The 23,816-nt window shown below is 69.8% G+C and carries 22 protein-coding genes, 1 tRNA gene and 1 pseudogene; 7 read left to right on the forward strand and 17 right to left on the reverse strand.

Annotation, left to right across the window (positions count from 1 at the left end; genetic code table 11):
• The first annotated feature begins 284 nt into the window (after window positions 1-284).
• Entirely contained in the window at window positions 285-2,426 is a 2,142-nt protein-coding gene (locus tag JDY09_RS00885) for a diguanylate cyclase (RefSeq protein ID WP_274716945.1), read from the forward strand.
• 50 nt (window positions 2,427-2,476) lie between these two features.
• Here the strand turns inward: JDY09_RS00885 and JDY09_RS00890 are convergent, their stop codons facing one another.
• The 14 genes from JDY09_RS00890 to JDY09_RS00955 are packed head-to-tail and all read right to left on the reverse strand — an operon-like array spanning window position 2,477 to window position 17,640.
• Window positions 2,477-4,132, reverse strand: coding sequence for an NADH-quinone oxidoreductase subunit N (locus JDY09_RS00890; RefSeq protein WP_274716947.1), 1,656 nt, complete (start codon window positions 4,130-4,132; stop codon window positions 2,477-2,479).
• Window positions 4,129-5,628 (reverse strand): complex I subunit 4 family protein, encoded by a 1,500-nt coding sequence (locus JDY09_RS00895; protein ID WP_274716949.1) that lies wholly within the window; start codon window positions 5,626-5,628, stop codon window positions 4,129-4,131. Before JDY09_RS00895 ends, JDY09_RS00890 begins: the two co-directional genes overlap by 4 nt.
• Before the next feature lie 12 nt (window positions 5,629-5,640).
• Window positions 5,641-7,650: an NADH-quinone oxidoreductase subunit L gene (nuoL, locus tag JDY09_RS00900; protein ID WP_274716951.1), complete on the reverse strand. Its 2,010-nt coding sequence runs from the start codon at window positions 7,648-7,650 to the stop codon at window positions 5,641-5,643.
• Window positions 7,647-7,946, reverse strand: a complete 300-nt coding sequence (nuoK, locus tag JDY09_RS00905; RefSeq protein WP_274716953.1) for an NADH-quinone oxidoreductase subunit NuoK — start codon at window positions 7,944-7,946, stop codon at window positions 7,647-7,649. Before nuoK ends, nuoL begins: the two co-directional genes overlap by 4 nt.
• Before the next feature lie 15 nt (window positions 7,947-7,961).
• A complete protein-coding gene (locus JDY09_RS00910) occupies window positions 7,962-8,573 on the reverse strand; it encodes an NADH-quinone oxidoreductase subunit J family protein (RefSeq protein ID WP_274716955.1) in 612 nt (203 codons plus the stop codon).
• 5 nt (window positions 8,574-8,578) lie between these two features.
• Window positions 8,579-9,112, reverse strand: a complete 534-nt coding sequence (gene nuoI / locus JDY09_RS00915) for an NADH-quinone oxidoreductase subunit NuoI (protein WP_274716957.1) — start codon at window positions 9,110-9,112, stop codon at window positions 8,579-8,581.
• A 20-nt stretch (window positions 9,113-9,132) separates the two neighbouring features.
• Complete coding sequence (gene nuoH, locus JDY09_RS00920; RefSeq protein WP_274716959.1) at window positions 9,133-10,113, reverse strand: NADH-quinone oxidoreductase subunit NuoH; 981 nt, start codon at window positions 10,111-10,113, stop codon at window positions 9,133-9,135.
• Window positions 10,114-12,762: an NADH-quinone oxidoreductase subunit NuoG gene (gene nuoG / locus JDY09_RS00925; protein ID WP_274716961.1), complete on the reverse strand. Its 2,649-nt coding sequence runs from the start codon at window positions 12,760-12,762 to the stop codon at window positions 10,114-10,116.
• A 4-nt stretch (window positions 12,763-12,766) separates the two neighbouring features.
• Entirely contained in the window at window positions 12,767-14,119 is a 1,353-nt protein-coding gene (nuoF, locus tag JDY09_RS00930) for an NADH-quinone oxidoreductase subunit NuoF (protein ID WP_274716963.1), read from the reverse strand.
• The gene (locus tag JDY09_RS00935) at window positions 14,116-14,832 is read right to left on the reverse strand and encodes an NAD(P)H-dependent oxidoreductase subunit E (RefSeq protein WP_274716965.1); all 717 of its coding nucleotides are present in this window, start codon (window positions 14,830-14,832) and stop codon (window positions 14,116-14,118) included. The genes nuoF and JDY09_RS00935 overlap by 4 nt, the downstream gene beginning before the upstream one ends.
• Window positions 14,829-16,094, reverse strand: coding sequence for an NADH-quinone oxidoreductase subunit D (locus JDY09_RS00940; RefSeq protein WP_274716967.1), 1,266 nt, complete (start codon window positions 16,092-16,094; stop codon window positions 14,829-14,831). Before JDY09_RS00940 ends, JDY09_RS00935 begins: the two co-directional genes overlap by 4 nt.
• Complete coding sequence (locus JDY09_RS00945) at window positions 16,087-16,608, reverse strand: NADH-quinone oxidoreductase subunit C (protein WP_274716969.1); 522 nt, start codon at window positions 16,606-16,608, stop codon at window positions 16,087-16,089. Before JDY09_RS00945 ends, JDY09_RS00940 begins: the two co-directional genes overlap by 8 nt.
• Entirely contained in the window at window positions 16,601-17,293 is a 693-nt protein-coding gene (locus JDY09_RS00950; protein WP_274716971.1) for an NADH-quinone oxidoreductase subunit B, read from the reverse strand. The genes JDY09_RS00945 and JDY09_RS00950 overlap by 8 nt, the downstream gene beginning before the upstream one ends.
• Complete coding sequence (locus JDY09_RS00955) at window positions 17,284-17,640, reverse strand: NADH-quinone oxidoreductase subunit A (protein WP_274716973.1); 357 nt, start codon at window positions 17,638-17,640, stop codon at window positions 17,284-17,286. The genes JDY09_RS00950 and JDY09_RS00955 overlap by 10 nt, the downstream gene beginning before the upstream one ends.
• Window positions 17,641-17,802: 162 nt before the next feature.
• On the opposite strand from JDY09_RS00955, the gene JDY09_RS00960 reads away from it, so the two are divergent.
• On the forward strand, window positions 17,803-18,144 hold the full coding sequence (locus JDY09_RS00960) for a hypothetical protein (RefSeq protein ID WP_274716975.1): 342 nt from the start codon (window positions 17,803-17,805) through the stop codon (window positions 18,142-18,144).
• Window positions 18,145-18,231: 87 nt separating this feature from the next.
• Here the strand turns inward: JDY09_RS00960 and JDY09_RS00965 are convergent, their stop codons facing one another.
• On the reverse strand, window positions 18,232-18,693 hold the full coding sequence (locus JDY09_RS00965; protein WP_274716976.1) for a cupredoxin domain-containing protein: 462 nt from the start codon (window positions 18,691-18,693) through the stop codon (window positions 18,232-18,234).
• Between the two features lie 66 nt (window positions 18,694-18,759).
• Here JDY09_RS00965 and JDY09_RS00970 point away from each other — a divergent pair, with 66 nt between their 5' ends.
• On the forward strand, window positions 18,760-19,194 hold the full coding sequence (locus tag JDY09_RS00970; RefSeq protein ID WP_274716978.1) for a c-type cytochrome: 435 nt from the start codon (window positions 18,760-18,762) through the stop codon (window positions 19,192-19,194).
• Between the two features lie 4 nt (window positions 19,195-19,198).
• A complete protein-coding gene (gene serS, locus JDY09_RS00975) occupies window positions 19,199-20,440 on the forward strand; it encodes a serine--tRNA ligase (RefSeq protein ID WP_274716980.1) in 1,242 nt (413 codons plus the stop codon).
• Window positions 20,441-20,498: 58 nt separating this feature from the next.
• On the opposite strand, the gene JDY09_RS00980 is transcribed toward serS, so the two are convergent.
• Window positions 20,499-20,876 carry a hypothetical protein gene (locus JDY09_RS00980; protein ID WP_274716982.1) on the reverse strand — a complete coding sequence of 126 codons (378 nt, stop codon included), beginning with the start codon at window positions 20,874-20,876 and terminating at the stop codon, window positions 20,499-20,501.
• 78 nt (window positions 20,877-20,954) lie between these two features.
• On the opposite strand from JDY09_RS00980, the gene JDY09_RS00985 reads away from it, so the two are divergent.
• Window positions 20,955-21,041: transfer RNA gene (locus JDY09_RS00985), tRNA-Ser, on the forward strand.
• 139 nt (window positions 21,042-21,180) lie between these two features.
• On the opposite strand, the pseudogene JDY09_RS09955 reads toward JDY09_RS00985, so the two are convergent.
• Window positions 21,181-21,390: pseudogene (locus tag JDY09_RS09955) on the reverse strand (hypothetical protein); the annotation flags it as partial.
• Between the two features lie 53 nt (window positions 21,391-21,443).
• Here JDY09_RS09955 and JDY09_RS00990 point away from each other — a divergent pair.
• Window positions 21,444-21,614 (forward strand): hypothetical protein, encoded by a 171-nt coding sequence (locus tag JDY09_RS00990; RefSeq protein ID WP_274716984.1) that lies wholly within the window; start codon window positions 21,444-21,446, stop codon window positions 21,612-21,614.
• Between the two features lie 955 nt (window positions 21,615-22,569).
• Window positions 22,570-23,790 carry a tRNA uracil 4-sulfurtransferase ThiI gene (gene thiI, locus JDY09_RS00995; RefSeq protein WP_274716986.1) on the forward strand — a complete coding sequence of 407 codons (1,221 nt, stop codon included), beginning with the start codon at window positions 22,570-22,572 and terminating at the stop codon, window positions 23,788-23,790.
• The last annotated feature ends 26 nt before the right edge of the window (window positions 23,791-23,816 follow it).

A 23,816-nucleotide genomic window follows, 5' to 3' on the forward strand; every position in this document is an offset into this window, starting at 1 on the left:
CTCAGCACCAGGAGACGAAACGCACCAGCCGGCCGCGCCAGCAGTGGGTGTGACAAACGCTACGAACGCTGCGAACCTTCTCGCAAGACGGCTGGCGCCTGGCCGGTGTCCGGCCGATATTTCGAGGAGGGAGGAGCGAACGAGGAGCAAATCTGTCGTGACCGGACGGGCGGGGTGACCGGACGGATGGGTAACTGAAACGAGGGAGGTGGCGGCCGCAGGCCGTCCGTAGGTGACCGGGGCGGTCGGGCGCTGGCGGGGACGCCGCCCGGAGGGAACAACGGGTGCGTCGATCGAAGAGCGGCTTCGACGGTGGGCGTGAGCTGGCCCTTGGCTGGCGAGGAGGGGCCGTGCGCCTGGGGGCGCTGCGACGTCTCGACCCCACGACCCCGTCTGCAGCTCTCCTCGTGCTCGTCCTCCTCGCCACGGTGTGGTTGCTCCACCTGCTGTCCGGTATCGGTGTGGACTGGCTCGATCCGGTGCGGCGCCCACTCCACCTGGGTGTGTACTTGGGGTCGGCGTCCCTGATCGCCTGGAAAGCGTGGCGCGACCCGCGCGAACGGTTCGCCTGGTCGGTGTTCGCGACTTCGATCGCGCTCGGTGCGACGGGTTGGTTCGTGTATTGGACGTTCGTCGTCGACGATCGACCGATTCCCTACCCGTCCGTTGCCGACGCGCTGTGGCTAGCTGTTTACGCGTTGAACATCGTCGCGGTTGCCGCGCTGCGGGTTTCGCGCGATGTCTCGCCGCTCACACCGGCGATGGTCGTTCGCGCGATCGCTGCTCTTGCCCTGGTTTGGTCGGCAGCCATTGCTGTCTTCTACGAGCCTTTCGGCGCGGCCACCGGCGCGAGCGGCAGCGCTCTCGCCACCAACTTTGCCTACCTCGTCGGCGATGTCACTGTCGTCGTTCTGGTGCTGTCGGCGTTCGCCCTCGCGCGCTGGCGACCAGGGCCGGTGTGGCTGTTGATCGGCTGTGCCTACACGTTGCGTCTGGTAGCCGACGTTTTTTGGCTCTACAAGGCGTCGGTTGGAACCTGGGCGGGCGGTGGCGTCGTCGACTCGTTATGGGTCGCCGGGCCGATCCTGGTGGCGAGCGCTGCGTGGCTCTCGTCGTTCGTGCGCCCGCCGCTCGTCGCCTCGCCGCGCGTGCGCGCGCGCTCGGCCGCTTCGATCTTCGCCGGGGCTGTGGTCGTGAGCGTCGCGAGCGTGGCCGCCGATCTGCCGAGAGCAGCCGAAGTGCTGGCGGAGGCCGCAGTGGCAGCGAGCGGCGTAGCGCTCGCTCTCGCCGTACGCGAGGCGAGCTTTGGGATGCGTACACGGCTCGAGGTGCGCAGCTCCGAGCTCGACGCGCTAACGGGTTTGCCGACCCACTCGAGTTTCCAACAGCGGCTGGTCGAGCTTGAGACCCAGAGCGCCCGCCGACACTTCAGCCTGCTGATGTGCGACGTGATCGGCCTTGGAGCGATCAACGCCGAGCTCGGCTACCAGGAGGGCGACCGCCACCTGCGCGCGATCGGCGCCGCCTTGCGCCGCGCCTGCGGCATCGACGCCGAGCCGTACCGCATCGGCGGTGACCAGTTCGCGGTTCTTGTGCCCGATGCCGGGGTGTGGCAGGGGCTCGTGGTGGCCGAGCGTGTGCTTGCGGCCGCCGAGGACAGCACCGGTTCCCGCAGCGGCGTGTTGTCGGTCGGGGTCGCCGAGCGGCTGACAGGCGTAGGGCGCGACGAGCTCATAAGACGGGCGCGGGCGGCGCTCGACGCGGCTCGGCGCGCGCGCCGGCGGATCGTCGCCTGGGCGCCAGGTGTCGAGCACTACGGCACCGACGAGGCGGTCGCTGCGGGTGCTGGCGGCAGCATGACAACGGCGCTCTCGACAGCGCTGGCGCGCGCCGTCGACGCCAAGGACTCCTACACGCGCTCGCACTGCGAAACCGTGGCGTCGTTGTGTGTGCTCGTCGCCACCGAGCTCGGTTTCGACGCGGAGCGGATAGCCAAGCTGCGGATCGCGGGTCTCTTGCACGACGTCGGCAAGATCGGGATTCCCGACGCGATCCTGCACAAACCGGGCCCGCTCACCGACGAGGAGTACGAGGTGATGAAGCAGCACCCGGTGATCGGGCGGATGATCGTGTCGGGCGCTGGTCTCGAAGAAGAGGCGCTGTGGATCTACCACCACCACGAGCGCATCGACGGCCGCGGTTACCCTGCCGGGCTGGCCGGCGACGAGATCCCCATCGAGTCGCGCATCATCCTTGTCGCCGACGCCTTCGAGGCGATGACCTCCGACCGTCCCTACCGGCGGGGACGCCCGGCGGTGTTGGCGCTCGAGGAACTGCGCCGCCACGCCGGTACGCAGTTCGACAGCTCCTGCGTGGAGGCGCTGGCGACGATCGTCGAACGCGGGTCGTTGCCTGCGGCCGCCTAGGCCGGCGCTGCGCATCCACCGGGCGTGCCGCGGCTCTCCGCTTGCCGCGCCTAGCGCGGCAGGACAAGTGCGCTGCCCGCGTCGCGCGCGATCTCGAAAAGCGGATCGGGCCACGCGAATGCGGCGACCACCGCGGCGGCAAGCGCCACCGCCAGGATCGCCGCCAGTCGCCGGCCCGCGCTGTCCGCCTCCGGCGAGCCACCCGCAGCGGGGGCGACAGCAGCCGGCGAGCCGGCAGTGCCGACGGTCGGTTTCGTCGCTTCGCGCAGCATCCAGATCGCTGCGACCACGCGCAGGTAATAGCCGAGCGAGATCATCGAGCCGACGACGATCACGATGCCGAGCCACGTCACCCCGCCCTCGACGGCAGCGTCGATCAGCGTGAACTTGCCGAGGAACCCGACGGTTCCCGGGAACCCGGCGAGCGCCAGCATCGACAGCGTCATCGCCCAGGCGACGGCGGGGCGCTCGCGACCGAGACCGCGCAACGTTTCGATGTCGTCGCCGAGACCGCCGCGCTCCTCGCGGTAGGCGACGACCGCGAACGCTGCGAGGTTCATCAGCGCATAAGCGGCGAGATAGAAGACGAGCGCCTCGACGCCGCTGCGGCCACCGGCAGCGACCGCCACCAGCATGTAACCGGCTTGGCCGACGCCAGACCAGGCCAACATCCGCTTGAGAGAGCGCTGGCCGAGCGCGCCGACGTTGCCGATGACCGTCGTCACCACGGCGAGCGTCGCGAGCGCCGGCACCCAGACGTCGTCGAGGCTCGGTAACGCCGTGCCCAGCAGCCGCACGAGCGCTACCAGCGCCGCCGCCTTCGTGGCCACAGCCATGAACGCTGTGACCGCCGTCGGCGCACCCTGGTAGACGTCGGGCGTCCACTGGTGGAACGGAGCCACCGACGCCTTGAAGGCGAGGCCGACCAGCGCCAGCCCAAGACCGGTGAGCAGCAGCGCGTCGCTCGTCGTGACACGGCTGCCGATCGCACCGGCGATCGCGTCGAAGGTGGTCGCCCCCGTCGCCCCGTAGATCAGCGCGAGCCCAAAGAGCAGCGTCGCCGAACCGACCGACCCGACAATCAGGTACTTGAGCCCCGCCTCGAGCGAGGAGCGGCGCCGCAGGTCGCTCGCACAGAGCACGTAGAGCGGGATCGACAGCAGCTCGACACCCACGAACAGCGTCACCAGCGACGTGGCGCCGGCGAGCATGATCATCCCCGCCACCGACACCAAAAGCAGCGCCGACCACTCGGCCGGGCCCGCCGAGCGCCACGCCCGCCCCGACGCCACGCGTCCGCCCGCCACCGCTAGCGCGACCGCGACGAGGGCCGCTACCGCAGCCACGAGTGCCACCGCCAGCGTCGGCGCGTCGACGACGAGCGTGCCGGCGAGCGTCGCGCTGGCACGACCGGGCTGCCAGCCGGCGACCGTCGCGACGATCACGGCTAGCGCGCCGGCGGCGGTCGCCGTCGGCACGACGACCCGGCGCACGAACTTGCCTGCCAGAAGACCGACGACGAGAACCGCGAGCGCTCCGCCGCTAGCGGCGAAGAGCGGCGCGAGCGCTCCGTAGTCGACGTCGGGAGCCTGGAAGCGCCCGTCGACCGCTGCCGCCGAAGCCGAGGCCGGCAGCGCGAGCGACGCTACTAGCGCGAACGCACCGGCGGTCGAAGAGCGAAGTGTGCTGACTCGCAGCGTGTTCACCGTCGTGCGACCTCCGCCGATGGATCGGTGTGGTCCGCGACGATCGCTACTGGTCGGGCGCTCGACCGCTCGGCGCGCCCGAGCAGCGCCTGCGGGTAGACGCCGAGAGCCACGATCACCGCGACCAGCGGCGCGACCGCGGCGAGCTCGAGCCGGGCGAGCTCGCGCGGGGCGGCAGCGCTACCGGGCGGGTTGTGCATCGTGCGCTGGAAGAGCCGCAGCGTGTAGGCGGCGGCGAGCGCCACACCGAGCGACGCCACGAAGCCCGCCACGGCGACGTTGTCGAGAGCGCCGAAAAGCACGAAGAGCTCGCCGACGAAGTTCGGCGTGCCCGGCATCGCCAGGTTCGCTAGCGCGACGACCAAGAACACCGTCGCCAGCACCGGAGCGCGCAACGCCATGCCACCGAGCTCACGCAGCGACTCCGACCCGCCGGCGCGCGCCGACAGCGCGGCGAGCAGCAGGAACAGCGGAACCGAGACGAGCCCGTGGTTGACCATCTGGAACACCGCTCCTTGGGCGCCCTTGGGGTCGAGGCTGAAGATGCCGAGGGTGATGAAGCCGAGCTGGGCGATCGACGAATACACCGCGACGAGGCGGATGTTGTCTTGCACGAGCGCAAGCAGCGATCCGTACAGGATCGACACCACGGCGATCACCACCACAACCGTTTGGAAGGCGTCGACGCCGTCGGGAAGAAGCGGCAGCGCCAAGCGCAGAAAGCCGTACACGCCGACCTTCGACAGCACCGCCGAAAGCAGCGCTGCGACCGGCCACGGCGCTGCCCGGTAGGCCGCCGGTGCCCACGCGTGCAGCGGGAAGGCGGGAGCCTTGATCAGGAAGGCGAGGGCGAAGAGGGCGAAGATCCACTTCTGGTCGCTCGCGGGCAGCGGGCGCTGGGCGAGATCGGCGAGCGAGAACGACACGGTGGCGCCGTCGGGGGTGGCGAGCACGCCGAGCGCGATCGCCGCTGCCAGCATCAGCAGCGAGCCGACGAGCGTGTAGATGACGAAGAGCGTGGTGGCACGGACGCGGTCGCCGCTTCCCCAGGTGCCGATCAACAGGTAGAACGGCACCAGCATCAGGTCGAAGAAGACGACGAAGAGCGCCAGATCCTGGGCGGCGAAGGCACCGAGCACTGCGCTCTCGCCGAGACCGAGCAGGAACAGGAACTGGCGCTCGCGCTCGTGCGGATGGAGGGCCGCCCACGCCGTCGCGGGCACCCAGACGACGGCGGTCATCGTGAACAGCGCCAGCGCGAGCCCGTCGAGACCGATCCGGAAGTGGATCCCGAGCTCGGGTATCCAACGAGCGTCGGTGACGTAGCGCAGCTCGCCCGAGCCGAGCGGGTAGTCGAAGAAGTAGAGAAGCGCCAGCACCGCCGTCGCGAGCGCACTGGCTAGCGCCACCAGCCGGCCGGTCTTTCCGCCGATCGACGCCGCTACCAGGCCGCCGGCGGCGGGGAGCGCGATCGCTATCCAGAGCGGGATACCCACCGGCCCGGAAACCTACGCCGCCCTTGCCAGGAACCACACCAGCGCGATCGCCACGCCGGCGACCACCCCGAACGCGTACGCGCGCACGAACCCGGTTTGCATCGCCCGCGCCAGCGCCGAGCCGGCGCGAACCAAGCTCACCGGCCCGCCGACGAGCGTCTCCTCGGCCACCGGACGCTCGACGCCGCGGCGCAGGGCGCGCGCGAAAGCGGTCGCGCCGCGCACGAAGAGGAGGTCGTAGGCGCGGTCGAAGTACCAGCCCTCGCTGAGAGTGCGGTGCAGCCCGCCGAAGCGGCTGCGCAAGGCGGCGGGCAGCTCGGGGCGGGCAAGCCACAGCCAGCGTGCTGTCCACACGCCGACGAGCGCCACTACCGCTCCGGCGAGCAGCCCCGCCCACTCGGCACCGACGCTCGGTCGCGCCGCCGCTAGCGGCGAGTCGTGGAAGGTCGGCTCGAGGAACGTGTCGACCACGTGCGTGAGGCCAGGCACCTGCAACACACCGGCGGCCAGCGACAAAACGAGCAGCGGCGCCATCGCCGCTTTCATCGCCGGCGATCGCTCGGCGATGTGGTGTTCGGGACCGGGGAAGCCGACATCGGTGTCTTCGCGTTCGCCGGTCAGCGGGTTGGCGGGCTCGTGGTGCACGATCTCGCCGCGCTCGAGGGCGCGCGCCTCCGGCACCGGCTCGCCGTGGAAAACGCGGAAGACGGCGCGGAACGCGTAGATCGCGGTGAGGAGCGCCGCGCCGTAGCCGACGATCGCCAGCACCGCATAGCCGCCGCCCCGCTCGAGCGCGAACGAGAGGATCGCGTCTTTCGAGAAGAAGCCGCTCGTGAGCGGGATTCCGGCGAGCGCGACAGCGCCGGCGAGGAAGCAGGCGTAGGTGAACGGCAGCGCGCGGCGCAGACCGCCCATCCGATCGATGTCCTGAAGGCCGGACATCGCCGCTATCACCGAACCGGCGGCCATAAACAGCAATGCCTTGAAGAACGCGTGGGTGACGAGGTGGAAGAGGCCGGCGCCGTAAGCGGCGACGGAGACGCCGAGCGTCATGTAGCCGATCTGCGACATCGTCGAGTAGGCGACGATGCGCTTGAGGTCGGTCGCGACGAGCGCGATCGAGGCGGCCACGAGCAGCGTCAGCGTCCCCACCACGGCCGCCACGTCGGCGGCTGTCGGTGCGAGCTCGAAAAGCGGGTGAGCGCGGGCGATCAGGTAGACCCCCGCGGTGACCATCGTCGCGGCGTGGATAAGCGCCGACACCGGGGTCGGGCCCTCCATCGCTTTCGGCAACCAAGTGTGCAGAGGTAGCTGTGCCGATTTCGCGAACGCGCCCACCAGCAGCAGCAAGCACGCCGCCACGAGCGTGCCGTCGTTGCGCGCGAACTCCTGCCCGACATGTTCGAAAAGTCCCTGCCAGTCGAGCACGCCGGTGCGGTCGAACAGCAAAAACGCGCCGAGCACGAGGCCGATATCGCCGACGACGTTGACGACGAAAGCTTCCGCACCGGCGGCGGTCGCCGTGCGCCGCCGGTACCAGAACGAGATCAGCAGGTAGGAGGCGGCACCAACGAACGCCCAACCGACGATCAGCAACACCAGGTTGCCCGCCAGCACCAGCAGCAGCATCGAGAAGACGAAGAAGTTGAGATAGGCGAAGTAGCGAACGTAACCGCGGTCGGAGCGCATGTAGGCCACCGAGTAGAGGTGGATCAGGAACGACACGCCCGAGACCACCAGGCACATCAACACCGACAGCGGGTCGACGAGGATCTCGAGACCGGCGTCGACGCCGCCGGCGCGGGCGTAGGTGAAAAGCGTGGCGGTGAGCGTTCGCGCCTCCGGTTCGCGGTCGAGGAGCGCGAAGAGCGTGCCGACGCTGGCGAGGAAGCTCGCGAAGATCGCGGCCGTCGCCACCGCACCGGCGCTTGCACCCCGCCAGCGCGGCCAGCCGGCGGCGAGCACGAGCGTGCCGGCAAGCGGGAAGGCGAGCACCAGCCACGCCCAGCTCGTCGCGCTCATCCGCGCAACCCCCGCAGCTCGTCGACGTCGATCGGCAGCCGCAGCCGGTGCATCGCGACGACGATGCCGAGACCGACCACCACCTCGCAGGCAGCGATCACCATCACCACGAGCGCGAACACCTGGCCGGCCCCGTCACCCCACATGCGGGCGAAGCCGAGCAGCGCGAGATTGCCGGCGTTGAGCATCAGCTCGAGGCACAGCAGCACCACGAGCGGGTTGCGGCGCACCAGCACACCGCTGGCACCGACGGCGAAAAGCAGCGCCGCGAGCGTGAGGTACCAGGCGATGCTCACTCTGGACCTCCCCGCCTACCAGCCACCGCGCACCCCCGCGCGAACCGGCAACGCCGCCGCCGAGAGCGGCTCGACCAGCGCCGGTTCCGAAGCGAGCTCGGCCTCGAGATCCTCGAGGCCACGGCGCCGCCGGGCGAGCACCACCGCCCCGACAGCAGCGGCGAGGAGCAGCAAGCTGACAGCCTCGAACGGCAACAGGAAGCGCTCAAGCAGAAGCTCGCCGACCGCGCCCGGGCTGCCGAACCCCGGTCCGCCGCTGCCATCGCTGTCGAGCGCCGCGAGGCCCGACCCGGCGACAGCGATCGCGAGCTCCACGAACAGGGCGAGCGCGAAGAGCGGGCCGAACGTCGCCACGAGGGGCGACCGCTGGTCGCCGAGCTTCTCCTCGTCGCCGCCTACGTAGGCGACGACGAACAGGTACATCACCATCACCGCGCCGGCGTAGACCACCACCTGCGCGGCGGCGATGAACTCGGCGCGCAACAGCAGGAACAACACCGCAAGCGCGATCAGGTGCACGACGAGGTTGAGGACGCTGTAGAAGGGGTTGCGCGCGGCGACGACACCGAAAGCACCGGCGAGCGCGACGCAGGCAGCCAGGAAGAACAACATCTGCTCGGCAAACATCGCTCTTACTCCCCCTCGCGGCGCAGCGGTGTGTGCTCGGGCGGATCGGCGAGCAGCATCTCCTTCGTGAAGATCAGGTCCGAGCGGCTGTAGTCGGCCAGCTCGTAGTCGTTGCCCATCGTGATCGCGTCGAACGGGCAAGCGAGCTCGCAGTAGCCGCAGAAGATGCAGCGCGTCATGTTGATCTCGTAGACCGCGGCGTAGCGCTCGCCGGCCGACACCGGATTGTCCGGGTCGTTCTCGGCGGCGACGACGCGGATGCACTCCGCCGGGCAGGCAGCCGCGCAGAGCGAGCAGCCAACGCACTTCTCGAGCCCCGTGTCCTCGAAGCGGTGCAGTTTGTGGCGGCCGCGGAAACGCGGGTAGACGGGCGTCTTCTGCTCGGGGTACTGAAGCGTCACCGGGCCCTCGGCTACGCGCGCCAGAGTGGTGCGCAGACCCCGTAGCGTTGCTGCGAACACGCGCCAGGCGCCGCCGAGACCCCCCGGCTCGGGCCCGCGCTGGACTTCGATCACATCGTCTGTCGGCGGATAGGGCATGGCGTCCTGTGTTCGCTGCGTCAGGTGAGTGCGAGAACGAGCGCTGTGACGACCACGTTGGCGGTGGCGAGCGGCAGCAGCACCTTCCAGCCGAACGACATCAGCTGGTCGTAGCGGAGCCTCGGCAGCGTAGCCCGAACCCAGATGAAGAGGATCACAAACGCCGCCATCTTCACCACCACCCAGAGCGGTGCGAGCGCCGTCGGTCCCGGTCCGTGCCAGCCACCGAGGAAACAGGCGACGGCGACGCCGGACACCGCGATCACCTCGATGTACTCGGCCATGAAGAACGAGCCGAAGCGCATGCCGGCGTACTCGGTGTTGTAACCAGCGACGATCTCGGCATCGGCCTCGGGGAGGTCGAACGGTGCCCGCGCCGTCTCGGCAAAAGCGGCGACGAGGAAGATCAGAAAGCCGACGATCTGGGGCACGACGAACCACATGTCGCGCTGCGCCTCGACGATGTCGACGAGCGAGAGCGACCCGGCCGTCATCGCCACCCCCACGAGCGAGAGCCCCAGCGCCACTTCGTAGGAGATCAGCTGGGCGGCGGAGCGCATCGCGCCGAGGAAGGAGTACTTCGATCCCGACGCCCAGCCACCGAGCAGGAAGGCGTAAAAGGCGAGCGAGCCGAAGGCGAAGAACCAGAGCAGGCCAATCGGCACGTCGATGCCGTAGAGGCCGAACTCGCCGCCCCAGGCATCGAACGGACCGAACGGGATGATCGCGAGCGTCGCGACCGCACAGGTGATCGAGATCACGGGCGCGATCGCCATCAGCCAGGGCACCGCGGTGGTCGGGGCCGACTGCTCCTTGGAGATCAGCTTGAGAACGTCGGCGAGCGGCTGCAAAAGCCCGAACGGGCCGACGCGGTTGGGGCCGAAGCGTGACTGGAACCGCCCAAGCAGCTTGCGCTCGACGAGCAGGATCAAGGGAACGACCTGGAGCACGAAGAGGAAGATCAACAGCGCCTTCGCGATTTGGACGGCGACCGTCTCCACCTAGGCGACCCCCTCGACCCGCTCCACCACGCACGGCTGCGCCGCCTCGTGACCGAGCAGCGCCTCGGCTCCGTCCGCGCCGAGCCCTTCGATCAAGAACGCCCGCCCGGCCGGCACCGCGCTGCGTACGCTCGCCTCGCAGACGAGCTCGCCGCCGGCGCTCGCGACGCGGACACGCTCGCCACTGCGCACACCGAGGCGCTGCGCGTCCGCCGGCGCGAGCGCGAGCCGTTGGCGGGGGCGCAGGAAGCGCAGCACCGGCGCGCGCACCGTCTCTTCGCACGCCCACAGCGCCGGCTGGCGTGCGACGAGCAAGCGACCACTCGCGTCGCCGTTGGGAGCGGCGGCGACTGCGGCGTCGTCGCCCGGGGCGGTGGATCCTGCTGCTGCTGCTGCTGCTGCACGCGGCGCGCTCGCTGCTGCCTCGGTCTCTTGCCAGCGCACTCCCTTGCCGCCGATTCGCCCGGCGTCGAGACCGGCGTAGAAAGGCACCGCGCCGGCGACCAGCTCGGTCACCTGGCTCGACGCGAAGACCTCGTCGAACCGACCGCCGAGGCGCGCACCGAGCTGGACGAGGGCGAGGAACCCTGGCCGCACGTCGTCGGCGCGGGCGATCACCTGGCGGAGCCGCTGCAGGCGCCCGTCGGGGTGCGTGACGGTGCCGTCCTTTTCGGCGTAGACCTCGGCGGGAAAGACGACCTGGGCGAAGCGCTCGACGGTCTCGGTGCGGAAGCGCGCGAACGCGATCGTCGCGGCGGAGCGGGCCGCGAGCGCGCGCTCCCACGCCGCGCGGTCGCTTGCGCCGGTCAGCGGATCGCAGTCGTAGAGCAGCAGGCCGCCGACTTCGCCGCTTGCGAGCGCGGCGGGTAGCTCGCTCCACGCCTTTCCTGCCGGAGCGTCGGCGAGGCCCGGGCCGATCCCGGGCAGACAACCGACCTCGCGCAGACCGCGACCGTTCGCGCCAAACGGAACTTCGATCAGACCGGCGCTCTCGCGCTCGCGCACACCGAGCCGCTCGAGGAGGGCGAGCAGCGCGCTGCGTGCCGCACGCTCGCGCCCGCCGGCGACGAGGCCACGCTCGCCGACGATTACAACGACGTCACGCGCTTCAGCGAGCAGCGCCGCCGCCGAAGCGAGCGCGGCGGCCGCGTCCTCGCCGCCGTCGGGGTGCGCACCTGCGGGTGGATCGAGCGGACGCGCGGCGGCGCCGTCGAAGCGCACGTCGAGCGGGGGGCCGGGATGCACGCCGCGCACCAGTCCGGCACGGTTCGCCACTTCCCGCAGCGCGCTCGCGTCGCCGGCGCCGGCGGTGTCGAGCGCGGCGTTCAAGGCAGCGAGCGCTTCGGCGCCGTAGCCCGGTAGATAGCGCAACGCGACCCGCGCGAGGCTGTCGAGCCGCGACGGCGTCGGGGTGAGGGTCACGAGTAGGGCGCCGTTGCGCCGCACCGCCTTGCGGATCCGCAGATCGAGGCTCGCCATCTCGTCGACCGGCTCGCAGCCGACGACGACGATTGCGTCGGCGTGGTCGATGTCGCTGACCGCCGCAGCGAGCGCCGGGTCGGCACAGGCGCGCAGCAGCTCGGCGTCGGGAGCTTCAGCCGGGCGCGAGTCGACACTGCCCGATCCGAGCACCTCGCGGATCAGGCGCTGAACCAAGAAGCCTTCCTCGTTGCTGGCCGACCCACCCACCAGCGCCGCCGCGCTCGCACCAGCGCGAGCGAGGATCTGTGTCGCCGCGGCGAGCGCCCGCTCCCACGAGGTTTCGACGAGGCTCGTCCCCTCGCGCACCAGCGGCCGAGTGATCCGCTCGCGGCTGTGGAACGCCTGGTAGCCGAAGCGGCCGCGATCGCACAGCCAGCCGTCGTCGACGCCGGCGTTGTCGCGCGCGAGCACGCGCAGCACACGACGGTCGTCGCGGATCGTGAGGCTTACGTTGCACTGGCTCGGGCAGAGCGTGCACACCGTGCCGCCCTGCTCGACGTCCCACGGGCGTGCGCGGAACCTGTAAGGGATCGAGGTCAGCGCTCCCACCGGGCAGAGCTCGATGATGTTGCCGCTGAACGGCGCCACGTAGGGGGCGCCGTCGGCGGTGCCGACGAAGGTGCGGTCGCCGCGCTCGAGGAAGACGAGCTGGTGGTCTTCCGATATCTCCTGCGAGAAGCGCACGCAGCGGTAACAGAGGATGCAGCGCTCGCGGTCGATCGCGATCAGCGGCGAGAGCTCAATCGGTTTTTTGAAGTGGCGCTTCGGTTCGGTGAAGCGCGATGCCCCCGGCCCCCAGCCGTAGGAGATGTCCTGGAGCGGGCACTCGCCGCCTTTGTCGCAAACCGGGCAGTCGAGCGGGTGGTTGGCGAGCAGGAACTCGACGACCGCGTTCTGCGCCTGCTTGACCTCGGGCGAGACGGTCGTCACGACCATCCCCTCTTTGACCGGGGTCGAACAGGCGGTCTGCAGTTTCGGCATGCCCTCGATCTGGACGAGGCACATGCGGCAGGCGCCCACCGGCTGGCCGAGCTTCGGCTCGTAACAGAAGTAGGGGATCTCGACGTCGCCCATGCGGGCGGCGTCGACGAGCATCGTGCCCTCAGGGGCGCGCACCTCGCGCCCGTCGATCTCGAAGGTGATCAGCCGTTTCTCGGGCCGTGCCATCGCGCTAGTCGCCTCCCGCTTCTGCCACGCTCGCGCTGCCGGCGGCGAGCACCGCCAGCCCCGTCTCGCGCTCGGCGGCGGCGGCAAGCTCGCGCTCGCGCTCGGCGCGGGCGCGCTCGATGTGCTCCTCGAACTCGGCGCGGAAACGGCGCAACAGCGAGCTCACCGGCACCGCCATCGAGTCGCCGAGCACGCACAGACAGTTGCCGATGATGTTCTCTTGGATCGACGCCAACAGATCGAGATCCATCGGCGTCGCCTCGCCGCGCTCGATCCGTGCCAACAGCTTGACCGTCCAGCTCGTGCCCTCGCGGCACGGCACACACTTTCCGCACGACTCGTGGCGGTAGAACTCGGCCAGCCGCAGAGCCAGGGGAACAATCGGCTGGGTGTCGTCGACGACGATGATCGCCCCCGAACCGAGCATCGACCCGGCCTGCTGCATCGCCTCGAACGTGTACGGCAGGTCGAGGTGCTCGGGCCCGAGCACCGCCGCCGATGAGCCGCCGGGGAAGAAACACTTCACTTCCGACCCCGGCCACGGACCGCCGGCGATGTCGTAGATGATCTCGCGGACTGGCGTGCCGAGCTCGATCTCGTAGTTGCCCGGCCGCCGCACGTTGCCCGACACCGACACCAGCTTCGGACCGGTCGACTGCTCGGAACCGAGCGAGCGGAACCAATCGGCGCCGCGGTCGATGATGAGCGGCGTGCACGACAGGGTTTCGACGTTGTTGATCAGCGTCGGCCCGCGGTAGAGCCCCTGGTTAGCTGGGAACGGCGGCTTCAGGCGCGGGTTGCCGCGCTTGCCTTCGAGCGAGTCAAGGAGCGCCGTCTCTTCGCCGCAGATGTAGGCGCCTTGCCCGCGGTGCAGCACGAGATCGAAGTCGTGGCCGGAGCCGAGGATGTTGCGCCCGAGGTAGCCGCGCTCGTACGCCTGCGCGATCGCTCGCTCGACGATCCGTGCCTGCAGCTCGTACTCGCCGCGCATGTAGATGAAGCCTTTGTTGGCGCCGGCGGCGACCGAGGCGATGATGCAACCCTCGATCAAGAGGTGCGGCTTGCGCTGCAAGATCAAACGGTCCTTGAAGGTGCCGGGCTCGGACTCGTCGGCGTTGCAGCAGAGGTACTTGTCCATCGTGCCCTTGGGGATGAACGACGCCTTCTTCCCCATCGAGAAGCCGGCGCCGCCCCGGCCCCGCAGTCCCGACGCCTCGAGCTCGCCCAGGACCTGTTCGGGTGTCATCTCGAGCAGCGCCTTGCGTGCGGCGCGGTAGCCGCCCAGGCGCTCGTAGACGTCGATCTCGTGGACGTCGGGAAAGTCGAGGTGGGTCGTCAAAGCCTCGACGAGACTCATTCCGGCACCTCCCCTGCGACTCCGCCGGCGGGGTGCACGTGGGGACGCACGCGCTCCGCCGGCAGCGGGTGCTCTTCGCCCCGCTGCCACGGCAGCTGGTAGTCGGGGTCGCCGAGCGCACGGCCGGGGAGCGGTGTATCGCCGTTGCGTAGCGCGGTGACGATCGCCTCGGCGTCGCTCGTCGACAGCGGCCCGACATAGCGGCCGTCGATCGAGGCCATCGGTGCCATGTCGCAAGCGCCGAGGCACTCGAACTCGCGGATCTCGCAGTCCTCGAGCCCTTGCTCGCGAGCCGCCCGAACTAGCGCCTCGTAGACCGCCCGGGCGTTGCGCAGGTGGCAGGAGACGCTCGTGCAGACGTAGACGTAGCGGCGCCCGCTTGGCTGCGTTCGCAGCATGTCGTAGAAGGTGGCCACGGCCGCCAGGTAGGCAGGCGTCACCTGCATCACGCACGCGACCTCGACGAGCGCCTGCGGCGAGCACCAGCCGTAGCGCCTTTGCGCGGCCCCGAGCGCTGGTAGCGCCGCCGAGTGACGGTCGGGGTAGCGGCTGATGATCTCCTCGATCTCGGCGCGCAGATCGTCGGGCACCGCCACCTCGGCGGGATCGGGAACGACGTAGGGGTCGCGGTCAGCGGTCGCTGCAGCCCAGCCGGGAGGCAGCGCGGCGCTCCCGATACGCGGTTCGCGCTCCGGTCCGGCGAGGAAGGTCACCGGTCGATACCTCCGAGGATCGGGTCGAGCATCGCCACGCACGCGATCAGGTCGGCGATCAGCCCGCCGCGCGCCATGTCGGGCAGCGCCTGGAGGTTGACGAAGCTCGGGTCGCGCATGTGCACGCGAGCAGGTTTCGCCGACCCGTCGGCGACGACGAAGCAACCGAGCTCGCCGCGCGGCGACTCGATCGCCGCGTAAACCTCGCCGGGCGGCACCCGGAACCCCTCGGTCACGAGCTTGAAGTGGTGGATCAGCGCCTCCATCGAGGTCGCCAGCTCGTGGCGGGGCGGGAGCGCGACCTTGCGGTTCTCGGTGATGTGCGGACCCTCGGGCAGGCCGTCGAGCGCCTGCTCGATGATCTTCAGCGACTCGCGCATCTCGGCGACGCGCACGCGGTAGCGGTCGTAGTTGTCGCCGACAGTGCCAACCGGGATCTTGAAGTCGAAGTGGTCGTACGACGAGTACGGCATCGCCTTGCGCAGATCCCAGGGAACCCCGGCGGCGCGCAACAGCGGACCGGTTACCCCCAGTGCAAGCAGCCGCTCGGCCGGTACCTCGCCCGTGTGTTTGAGCCGCTGCAGCCAGATCTCGTTGCGGTCGAGCAGCGCCTCGTACTGGTCGAGACGGGCGGGGAGCAGCGCGCAGAAGTCGCGGCACTTGCGTTCGAAACCTGGCGGGATGTCTTCGACGACACCGCCGATCTGGAAGTAACGGGTGTGCATGCGCTGCCCCGAGGACATCTCGAAGAGATCCATCACGTGCTCGCGGTCGCGCAATCCCCACCACAGCATCGTGATCGCGCCGATGTCGAGCGCTGCCGTGGCGAGCCAGAAGAGGTGGCTGGCGATGCGGTTGAGCTCGAGGTGGATGACGCGCAAGTACTGGGCGCGCGGCGGTACCTCAATCTCGAGCAGCCGCTCGACGGCCGTGCAGTAGGCCATCGCGTTGAAGTAGTAGGAGAGGTAATCCATCCGTTCCACGAACGGGATCACCTTCCAGTACTGCTGCTGCTCACAGCTCTTCTCGATGCCGGTGTGGACGTAGCCGACGATCGGCACCACGTCGCGCACGACCTCGCCTTCGAGCGTGCAGAGCAGGCGCAGAACACCGTGCGTGGCCGGGTGGTGGGGCCCGATGTTGATCGTCAAAAGTTCCGAGTGCAGGTCCCCTTGCGGCTCGATCCGCTCGAGCGTGACCGAGCGTTCGCGCTCGCGGTAGGGGATCGCCGTGGGACTGCCGTTGCGGGCGCCGTCACTCATACCAGCGCGCCACCTCGCGCTCGTTGAAGGTGAACAGAACGGGTTCGCCGCCGACCGGGAAGTCGCGGCGCTGGGGGTGCCCCTCGTAGTCCTCGGGCATGAGGATGCGCCGCAGGTCCGGGTGGCCGTCGAAGACCACGCCGAACATGTCGTAGACCTCGCGCTCCTGGAAGTTCGCGCCTGGGAAGAGGTCGACGACCGACGGCAGGTGCGGATCGTCGGTCGACACGCGCGTTTTCACGCACAGCCGGTCGCAGCGCTCGAACGACAGCAACATGTAGTGCACGCCGAGCCGCGGCTCGTGCGGGTAGTAGTCACAGCCGTGGAGGCTCGTGAGCAGCGGCCACGGCTCCGGGTCGGCGTCGCGTAGGTAGGCGAGCACGTCGCGCACGCTGGCCGGTGCGATCTCGAGTGTCGCTTGGCCGTGGGCGTGAAGCGTCGCGCGCACCGCGTCGTCACTCACGTTTTCGCGCACGCGCTGGGCGAGCAGCTCGAGGCCGGTGGCGTCAGGCACCTTGCGCACCTCCCCGCGGCTCGCTGCTCACCGCACGCTCGCCGTCGCCGCGCGCCGCACGCTCGACGTCGAACAGGTCGCGCGGCTCCTCACTCCCGCGGGCGCGGTAGCGCTCGCGCCACCCAAGCGACGGGTCGCCAGCGATCTTCTCTTGCAGCTTCAAGATCGCGTAGTTGAGCGCCTCGGGACGCGGCGGGCAGCCGGGGACGTAGACGTCGATCGGCAGGAAGCGGTCGGCGCCAGCGACGAGCGCGTAGTTGTTGAACATCCCGGCGCTCGAGGCGCACGCGCCCATCGAGATCACCCACTTTGGCTCGAGCATCTGGTCGTAGATGCGCCGAACGATCGGCGCCATCTTGATCGACACGCGGCCCGAGAGGATCAGCAGGTCGGCTTGCCGCGGCGAGAAACGGATCACCTCGGCGCCGAAGCGGGCGAGGTCGTTGCGCGGCGAGCCGATGATCGAGATCATCTCCATCGCGCAGCAGGCGAGGCCGAAACCGAGCGGCCAGATGGCGTTGCGACGCGCCCAGCGCAGCGCCTCATCGAAGCGCGTAGTGAGCACCCGCTCTTCGACGAACTGTTCGAGATCGCGGCCCTCCAGCTGGCCGCGCAGCAACTGCTTGGCGCGGAGCTGGCGCTCGCGCACGTCGCCCGCGCCGAGGAACTCGCGCCTCACTTCCATTCCAGCGCCCCCCGCCGCCACACGTGCACCAACGCCACGAGCAGCAGCGCCACGAAGATGAGGGTCTCGACGAGCGCGAAGGTGCCGAAAGCGTCGAGCTTGACGGCGATCGGGTAGAGGAAGATCACCTCGACGTCGAAGAGGATGAACAGCATCGCAACGAGGTAGAAGCTGATCCCGAAGCGGAAGCTGCGGCGCACGTCGGACGGCAGGCCGCACTCGTAGGGGTCGCGCTTGCGGGGGTTGGGGCGGCGCGGGCCGAGCAAGCCGTTGAGGAGCGTGAACAGGGTGCCTACCCCTGCCCCCAGCAGAATGAAGACGAGACCCGGTAGATAGCTTCTCAGCATCCTCCGGACTGCAGGTATATCGCCGCTTGTGCGTACCTGCTACATAGTGCGAAAGGGCGCATTCTGAACGAGGTCCACGCCTATCTCGGTATCGCCGTTCTGGTCGCCAACGCCGTCGCCGCAGCGACGGGGGCGCTCACCTGGTTCGCGCGCCGGCCGGGCGTGGTGTTCTGGCCGCTTTTGCGCGTCGCCCAAGCGGCCGTGGCGCTACAGGCACTGCTGGGCATGGTGCTGCTTGCCCAAGGCCACCGTCCCGCCGACGATCTCCACGTCCTCTACGGCATCGCGGCGCTGGTGGTGAACCTGGTCGCCGAGGGGATGCGCGCCGGCGTCGCGCAGCGCGAGCTGGCCGAGCTCGGTGACGAGTTCGTGCTCGACGATCTCCCCGAAGACGAGCAGCTGGCGCTCGCCCGCCGCATCGCTCGCGGCGAGCTGGGGGTGATGACGATCGCGACGCTGCTTGTTTTGACGCTTGTGCTGCGCGCCTGGCAGACCGGCGGTTGAGGGCCGCCGGCCGCGCGGCGGCGTGAACCGCCGCTGCGCGAGCGCGGGAGGAGGTGCTCGGTGCTGCGCGCCGCGTCCGCGAAGCCGCTAGCGCCGGGCGACGACGAGGGTGCCGCGCATCCCCAACTTTTCGTGGTCGCCGATGCTGCAGTAGTAGACGTAGCGCCCCGGCGACAGCGTGAAGGTCGCGCTGCGCGTACCGCTGGTGAACGCGGGGGTGCCGCCTAGGTCGCGCCCCCTGCCGTCGCGCAGCCGCAGGTCGTGCGGCAACGACCCGGCATCGCGCACCACGAAACGTACGCGCCCCGGTCCCGTGACCGTGATCCGCGCCGGCGAAAAGCCGTACTCGCGCGCGGTGACGCGCACCGAGCCGCCGGGGGCGATCCGCGCCTCGCCCTTGCCGCCGCGTTCGACGTTGCCGCAACCGGCAGCAGTTGCGAGTAGCGCTATGGCTGCGGCTCGCGACGCCACCTGCAGGGCCCGCCGCTGGGCGCGCCCGCGCTCGCCCGAGCGGCGGAACGGAAGGGCGCTTGTCGGATCGAAGGCCACGACGAAAATACGGGCGGGTGAAGGGACGACGGTGCTGTGGCGGCGGCCGGGATAATATGCCGCCGCGTGATCAGCCTCTCTTCCAGACGGCGTTTCCCAGCTAGCCGCTGCAAGGTCGCTGCGCTGGTTGCGATCGGTGCGGCGGTCGTCGCCTCCGGCTGCGGCGGCAAGATCACCGTCACCAAGACCGACACCAGCGTCCGCCGGGGGGCCGAGATCTTCTACGAGCGCTGCAGCGGTTGCCACTCGATCTCGGCGGCCAACGCTTACGGCTCCAAGCCGGCCGGTCAGCTCGAACCGGGGGAGCGCACCAACGGGCCCGATTTCAACGTGCGTCGCGTGCGCCGCGACGACGTTCTTTTCGCCATCCGCAACGGCGGTTTCTCGGGGCAGATCATGCCCGCCAACATCGTCGTCGGCCGCGACGCCGAGCTCGTCGCCGACTTCCTCGCGACCTGCTCCGGCCGGCGCAACCGGTCGATCTGCGAAGCCGAGAAGTAGAGCCTTGCTCGACCCCAAGCTCCTGCGCGAGGATCCAGACCGGGTCCGCGCAGCGCTGGCGCGACGGGGAGCGGCGGACCTTATCGATCGCTTCCTCGAGCTCGACCGCCGGCGCCGCGAGCTGCTTCCCGAGCTCGAGGGGTTACGGGCGACGAAGAAGGAGGCAAGTCGCGAGATCGGGGAACGCCAGCGCCGCGGCGAGGATGCCGCTCAGGCGATCGCGGCGATGCGCGAGCTGGCCGAGCGCGAGCGCACGCTCGAGGCGGAGCTGCGCACGGTCGAAAGCGAACGCGAGCGCGTGCTCGTGGCGATGCCCAACCTGCCGGCGCCCGACGCGCCCGACGAGCTCGAAGTCCTGCGCAGCTGGGGCGAGGCGGCGAAACGCGGCCGCGACCACGTCGAGCTCGCCGGTCGCTGGCTCGACCTGGCGGCGGCGGCGCGCACGTCGGGGTCGCGCTTCGCCTATCTCAAGGGGCCGCTCGTGCTCGTCGAGCTGGCGCTCGTGCGCTGGGCGATCGAGCTGCTCGCCGCCGAGGGGCACGAGCCGGTGATCCCGCCGGTCCTGGTTCGCGAGCGGGCGCTGTTCGGCACGGGTTTTTGGCCCGATACCGAGCAGCAGATCTACCGCCTGGCGGACGACGAGCTGTTTCTCGTCGGCACCGCCGAGGTGCCGCTCGCGTCGCTGCACGCCGACGAGATCCTCGACGCCGACGCCGTTCCGCGCCGCTACGTCGGCTTCTCGCCGTGCTTTCGGCGTGAAGCTGGGGCGGCCGGTCGCGACACGCGGGGGATCTTCCGCGTGCACCAGTTCGACAAGGTCGAGATGTTCTGTTTCGTGCGCCCGGAGGACTCGCCGGCCGAGCACGAGCGCTTGGTCGCTCTACAGGAGCGGATTTTTCAGGCGCTCGAGATCCCTTACCGCGTCGTGAACATCCCGGTCGACGACCTGGGGGCGTCGGCGGCGAAAAAGATCGATATCGAGGCGTGGCTTCCGGGCGAGGGGCGCTACCGCGAGCTGACTTCGTGCTCGAACACCACCGACTTCCAGGCGCGGCGGCTGAACGTTCGCTACCGACCGGCGCCCGACGCCCCGCCGGTCCACCTGCACACTCTGAACGGCACAGCGGTAGCGGTTGGGAGAACGCTGATCGCGCTGCTCGAAAACCACCAGCGCGAGGACGGCAGCGTGCGCGTGCCCGAGGTGCTCGTCGAGTACGGCGCGCCGACCGAGATCCCCGCCGACTGACGCGCCGTTCCCGGGCGGTTGCGGTGAGCCGCCGCGACCGGGCGCGGCGCGAGCCCGCCTAGTGGGCGATCGTGATCCCGAGCCAGACGATCGCCAGCGAAAGCAGGAAGATGGCGCCGTCGATCGCACGCAGATCGGGCCGGCGCATATGCCAGAACACCAACCCGGCAACGACAGCCACGAGCGTGAGCTTCACGTGCAGAGCCGGATCGGACCAGCGGTGGTATTCGCCCGCCATCGCTGCACCGGTCACAAAGAGGACGGCGATCGCGACGAGTGTGCCCCACCCGAAGCGCCGGGCGATCTGGCGCATGCGTGCTCCAGGGTCGTTTCCGCGCATCACCGGCACCACCGCGGCTGCCAGCAACAGCTGGCCGCCGATAAAAAACGCCATTGCAAGAACGTGCAGGAAGCGGATCGCGTACCAGAGCTCCACGCGCGATACCGTAGCGCGCGACCAAGTTAAGCGCCGTCACCATCTCGTTGTCGGCCCCATTCGGTGTCGACGCGGCCCGGAGGGGTGGCAGAGTGGTCGAATGCGGCGGTCTTGAAAACCGCTGACCGGGCAACCGGTCCGAGGGTTCGAATCCCTCCCCCTCCGCTCCGAGAACAAGTCAGGGGATGGAAGACGCGACGTCGGTGCGCGGTCGCGCAACAGGCAGCGGGCCCCGCCGAGCGACCCGGCTCCCTTGGCAATCGTGCGGGGCGCCGCGTCAGCGGGGCCCCCGGTCGAGGTTGCCCTACCTGCGCGCTGCTGCAAGCCGTGCTTGCAGCTTGATGACGCGCTCGATCTGCCCTGCGAGCATGGCGCTTGCCGCTCGAGCGCGGCGTCGCCCGCGCGACAGCCTAACGGTCACGACTCGGGCCGTACGCGTGCCCGCTCGCGGCGAGGTCGAAACCACGCTTCCCCGTCGCCGTGACGAGCGGACCCACACGAAGCGATAGCGACACCTCGCACGCTTGAGCTTGCGAGCGGCCCGTGACCTCGTGAGGCCCCGTAAGCGTGGAACTACGCACGGCCGCTTGCCGCGGGATCCCGTGGGTGTGCTGGTGCTTGGTGGCGCAGGAGCGGAAGGCCTGGACGCTGATGGAGGAGCAGGGGCAGGCGCCGGTGTGGAGGGCGGTGGAGGGGCCGGTGCAGGCGGCGGGGGCGGGCTGGGCTCGGCGTAGCTAACCGGCATCGCGAACGACGCCGCCCATGGCTCGGGCGCGAAGTCCGAGTATGCGTCGTACACACCGCTCCACATGGCGATTGTCCGTACCCCGACCACAGCGCCTGGAGTAATGCCCAGAACGTCAGCACGAGCGATGAAGCCAACAGCCGTTGCTGGGGTGAGCTCGCTCGCGGCCGAGGTGTCGAAGTCGCCGTTGCGATATGGGATCAGGTATGGGGGGTAGTCCTCCCCGATCGCGCCCATGAAGAGGACCAGAGCGTCCGCACCGTTCCATGTGGACGAACCAGTCGCGGAGTTGCCGTCGGTGTCGAGGTAGATGCCGACGCTTTCGTCGGCCAAGAGATCGCCGGGATTTGTGCGGTTTGCCAGGACCACCGCGATCCCTACGTCGCAGTCGTCCCAGACCCGGGCGGTTACACCAACGATTTCGGGAGCCAGTCCCGACGCGCCGTCGGCCGGGTCATCGCTCCAGCTCCACGACCCTGGAACTGCGCGACCGCAAGTGGCAGCGGTGGCTGGTGTGGCAGTGAGCGCTAGTGTGAGGGCGATCACCACCAGCGAGAAGGCGATCGCTCCACGAGTACGGGGCGTGCGATGACTTCGATGCTGTGCTCTGCGAACAGCGCCAGGACCTCGCGGTGTGCGTAGGAGCGCGGTTGCCTGCATTGCTTTCCTCCTCAAGAAGCAGCTAGGGGCGAGGCGCACCGATCCTCGGTGGGGCTTTGTGCCTCTAGCTAGTCGCTGTTGCGGCCTTCGCTCTGACAGCGACGGGGCTAGATGTCGGAGAGAAGGACCGGCGAAGCGTTGACGCTGTCGGTACTACCCTCGACAGTGACTCGGAGCTGTGGCGGGTAGATTGGGGCGAGGACAGTTCGCCGCTACTCGTTCGCCGCACGCGGGCGAGTCGCCGTGTCTCTGCTCGCTGCGATAGCGACAGCCAACGAGGGGAGACGAATGACGCGCTGCGTCCTTGTCAAGTACGGAGAACTGGCACTGAAAGGGCGAAACCGCTCGCGCTTCGTTGCCCAGCTTCGTCGCAACCTGCGGCGGCGGGTCGGCAGCGGAGTGGCGATCGAGCAGCGCGCCGGTGCGCTGGCGCTGGTGCCAGACGACGGCGATACCGGCGCGCTGCTCGATCGCGCCCGCGACGTTCTCGGCATCGCCGTTCTGCATCCGGCGGTAGCGGTCGCCAAGGATCCCGACGCTGCGTGCGCCGTAGCGGTGGCGTTGCTGCGCGACCATCGCGGCAGCTTCGCAATCCGCACGCGCCGGCGTGACAAGCGGTTTGCGCTCACCTCGCGGGAACTCGCGGTCGCGGTGGGTGCGGCGGTGCAACGCGAGCTGGGGCTCCCCGTCGACCTCGACAATCCCGGGCGCACCGTCTACCTCGAGGTCGATGAGCGCGAGATCTTCGCCTATACCGAGCGGGTTGCCGGGCGGGGAGGCCTGCCGGTCGGAGCGAGCGGGCGCGCCGTCGTGTTGATCTCGGGCGGTATCGACTCTCCCGTCGCCGCCTACCGCGCAATGCGCCGCGGCCTGCGCTGCGACTTCGTGCACTTCTCGGGCGAACCGTTCACTGGTCCCGAGTCGATCTATAAGGCGTACGCCAACGTCCGCAACCTCGACCGCTTTCAGGGCGGTTCGCGGCTGTGGATCGTTCCCTTCGGCCGCGCACAACGCGCGATCGCCGCCGCCGGCGCGGGGAGGCTCCAGGTGATGGCGCAACGGCGGCTGATGGTGCGCGTCGCGGCGCGCCTCGCCGAGCGCACAGGCGCGCAGGCGCTCGTCACCGGTGACGCGCTCGGGCAAGTGGCGAGCCAAACGCTGCCGAACCTCGCCGCGGTCGAGGATGCCGCGCCGCTCCCGCTGCTCAGACCGCTGCTCGGGTTTGACAAGGCGGAGATAGTCGCGCAGGCGCAGGAGCTCGGCACCTTCGACGTGTCGCGCCTGCCCGACGAGGATTGCTGTCAGCTCTTCTCGCACCGGCAGGCAGAGACGCGGGCACGCATCGACGAGCTGCGGCGCATCGAGCGCGCGATCGACGTCGAGGAGCTCGTCGAGCGGGTTGCCGCCGGCGCGCGCGAAGTGCGTCCCGGCGGGATCGACGAGGAAGCTGCGGCGCACGCCGTGGGGGCGGGCGGCGCAGCGGAACGCCCTGGCGCACCGGTACGCTAACCGCGGGCGCGCAGCGTCGGCGAGCG

The organism is Thermoleophilum album (genome assembly GCF_028867705.1).
GTDB lineage: Bacteria > Actinomycetota > Thermoleophilia > Solirubrobacterales > Thermoleophilaceae > Thermoleophilum.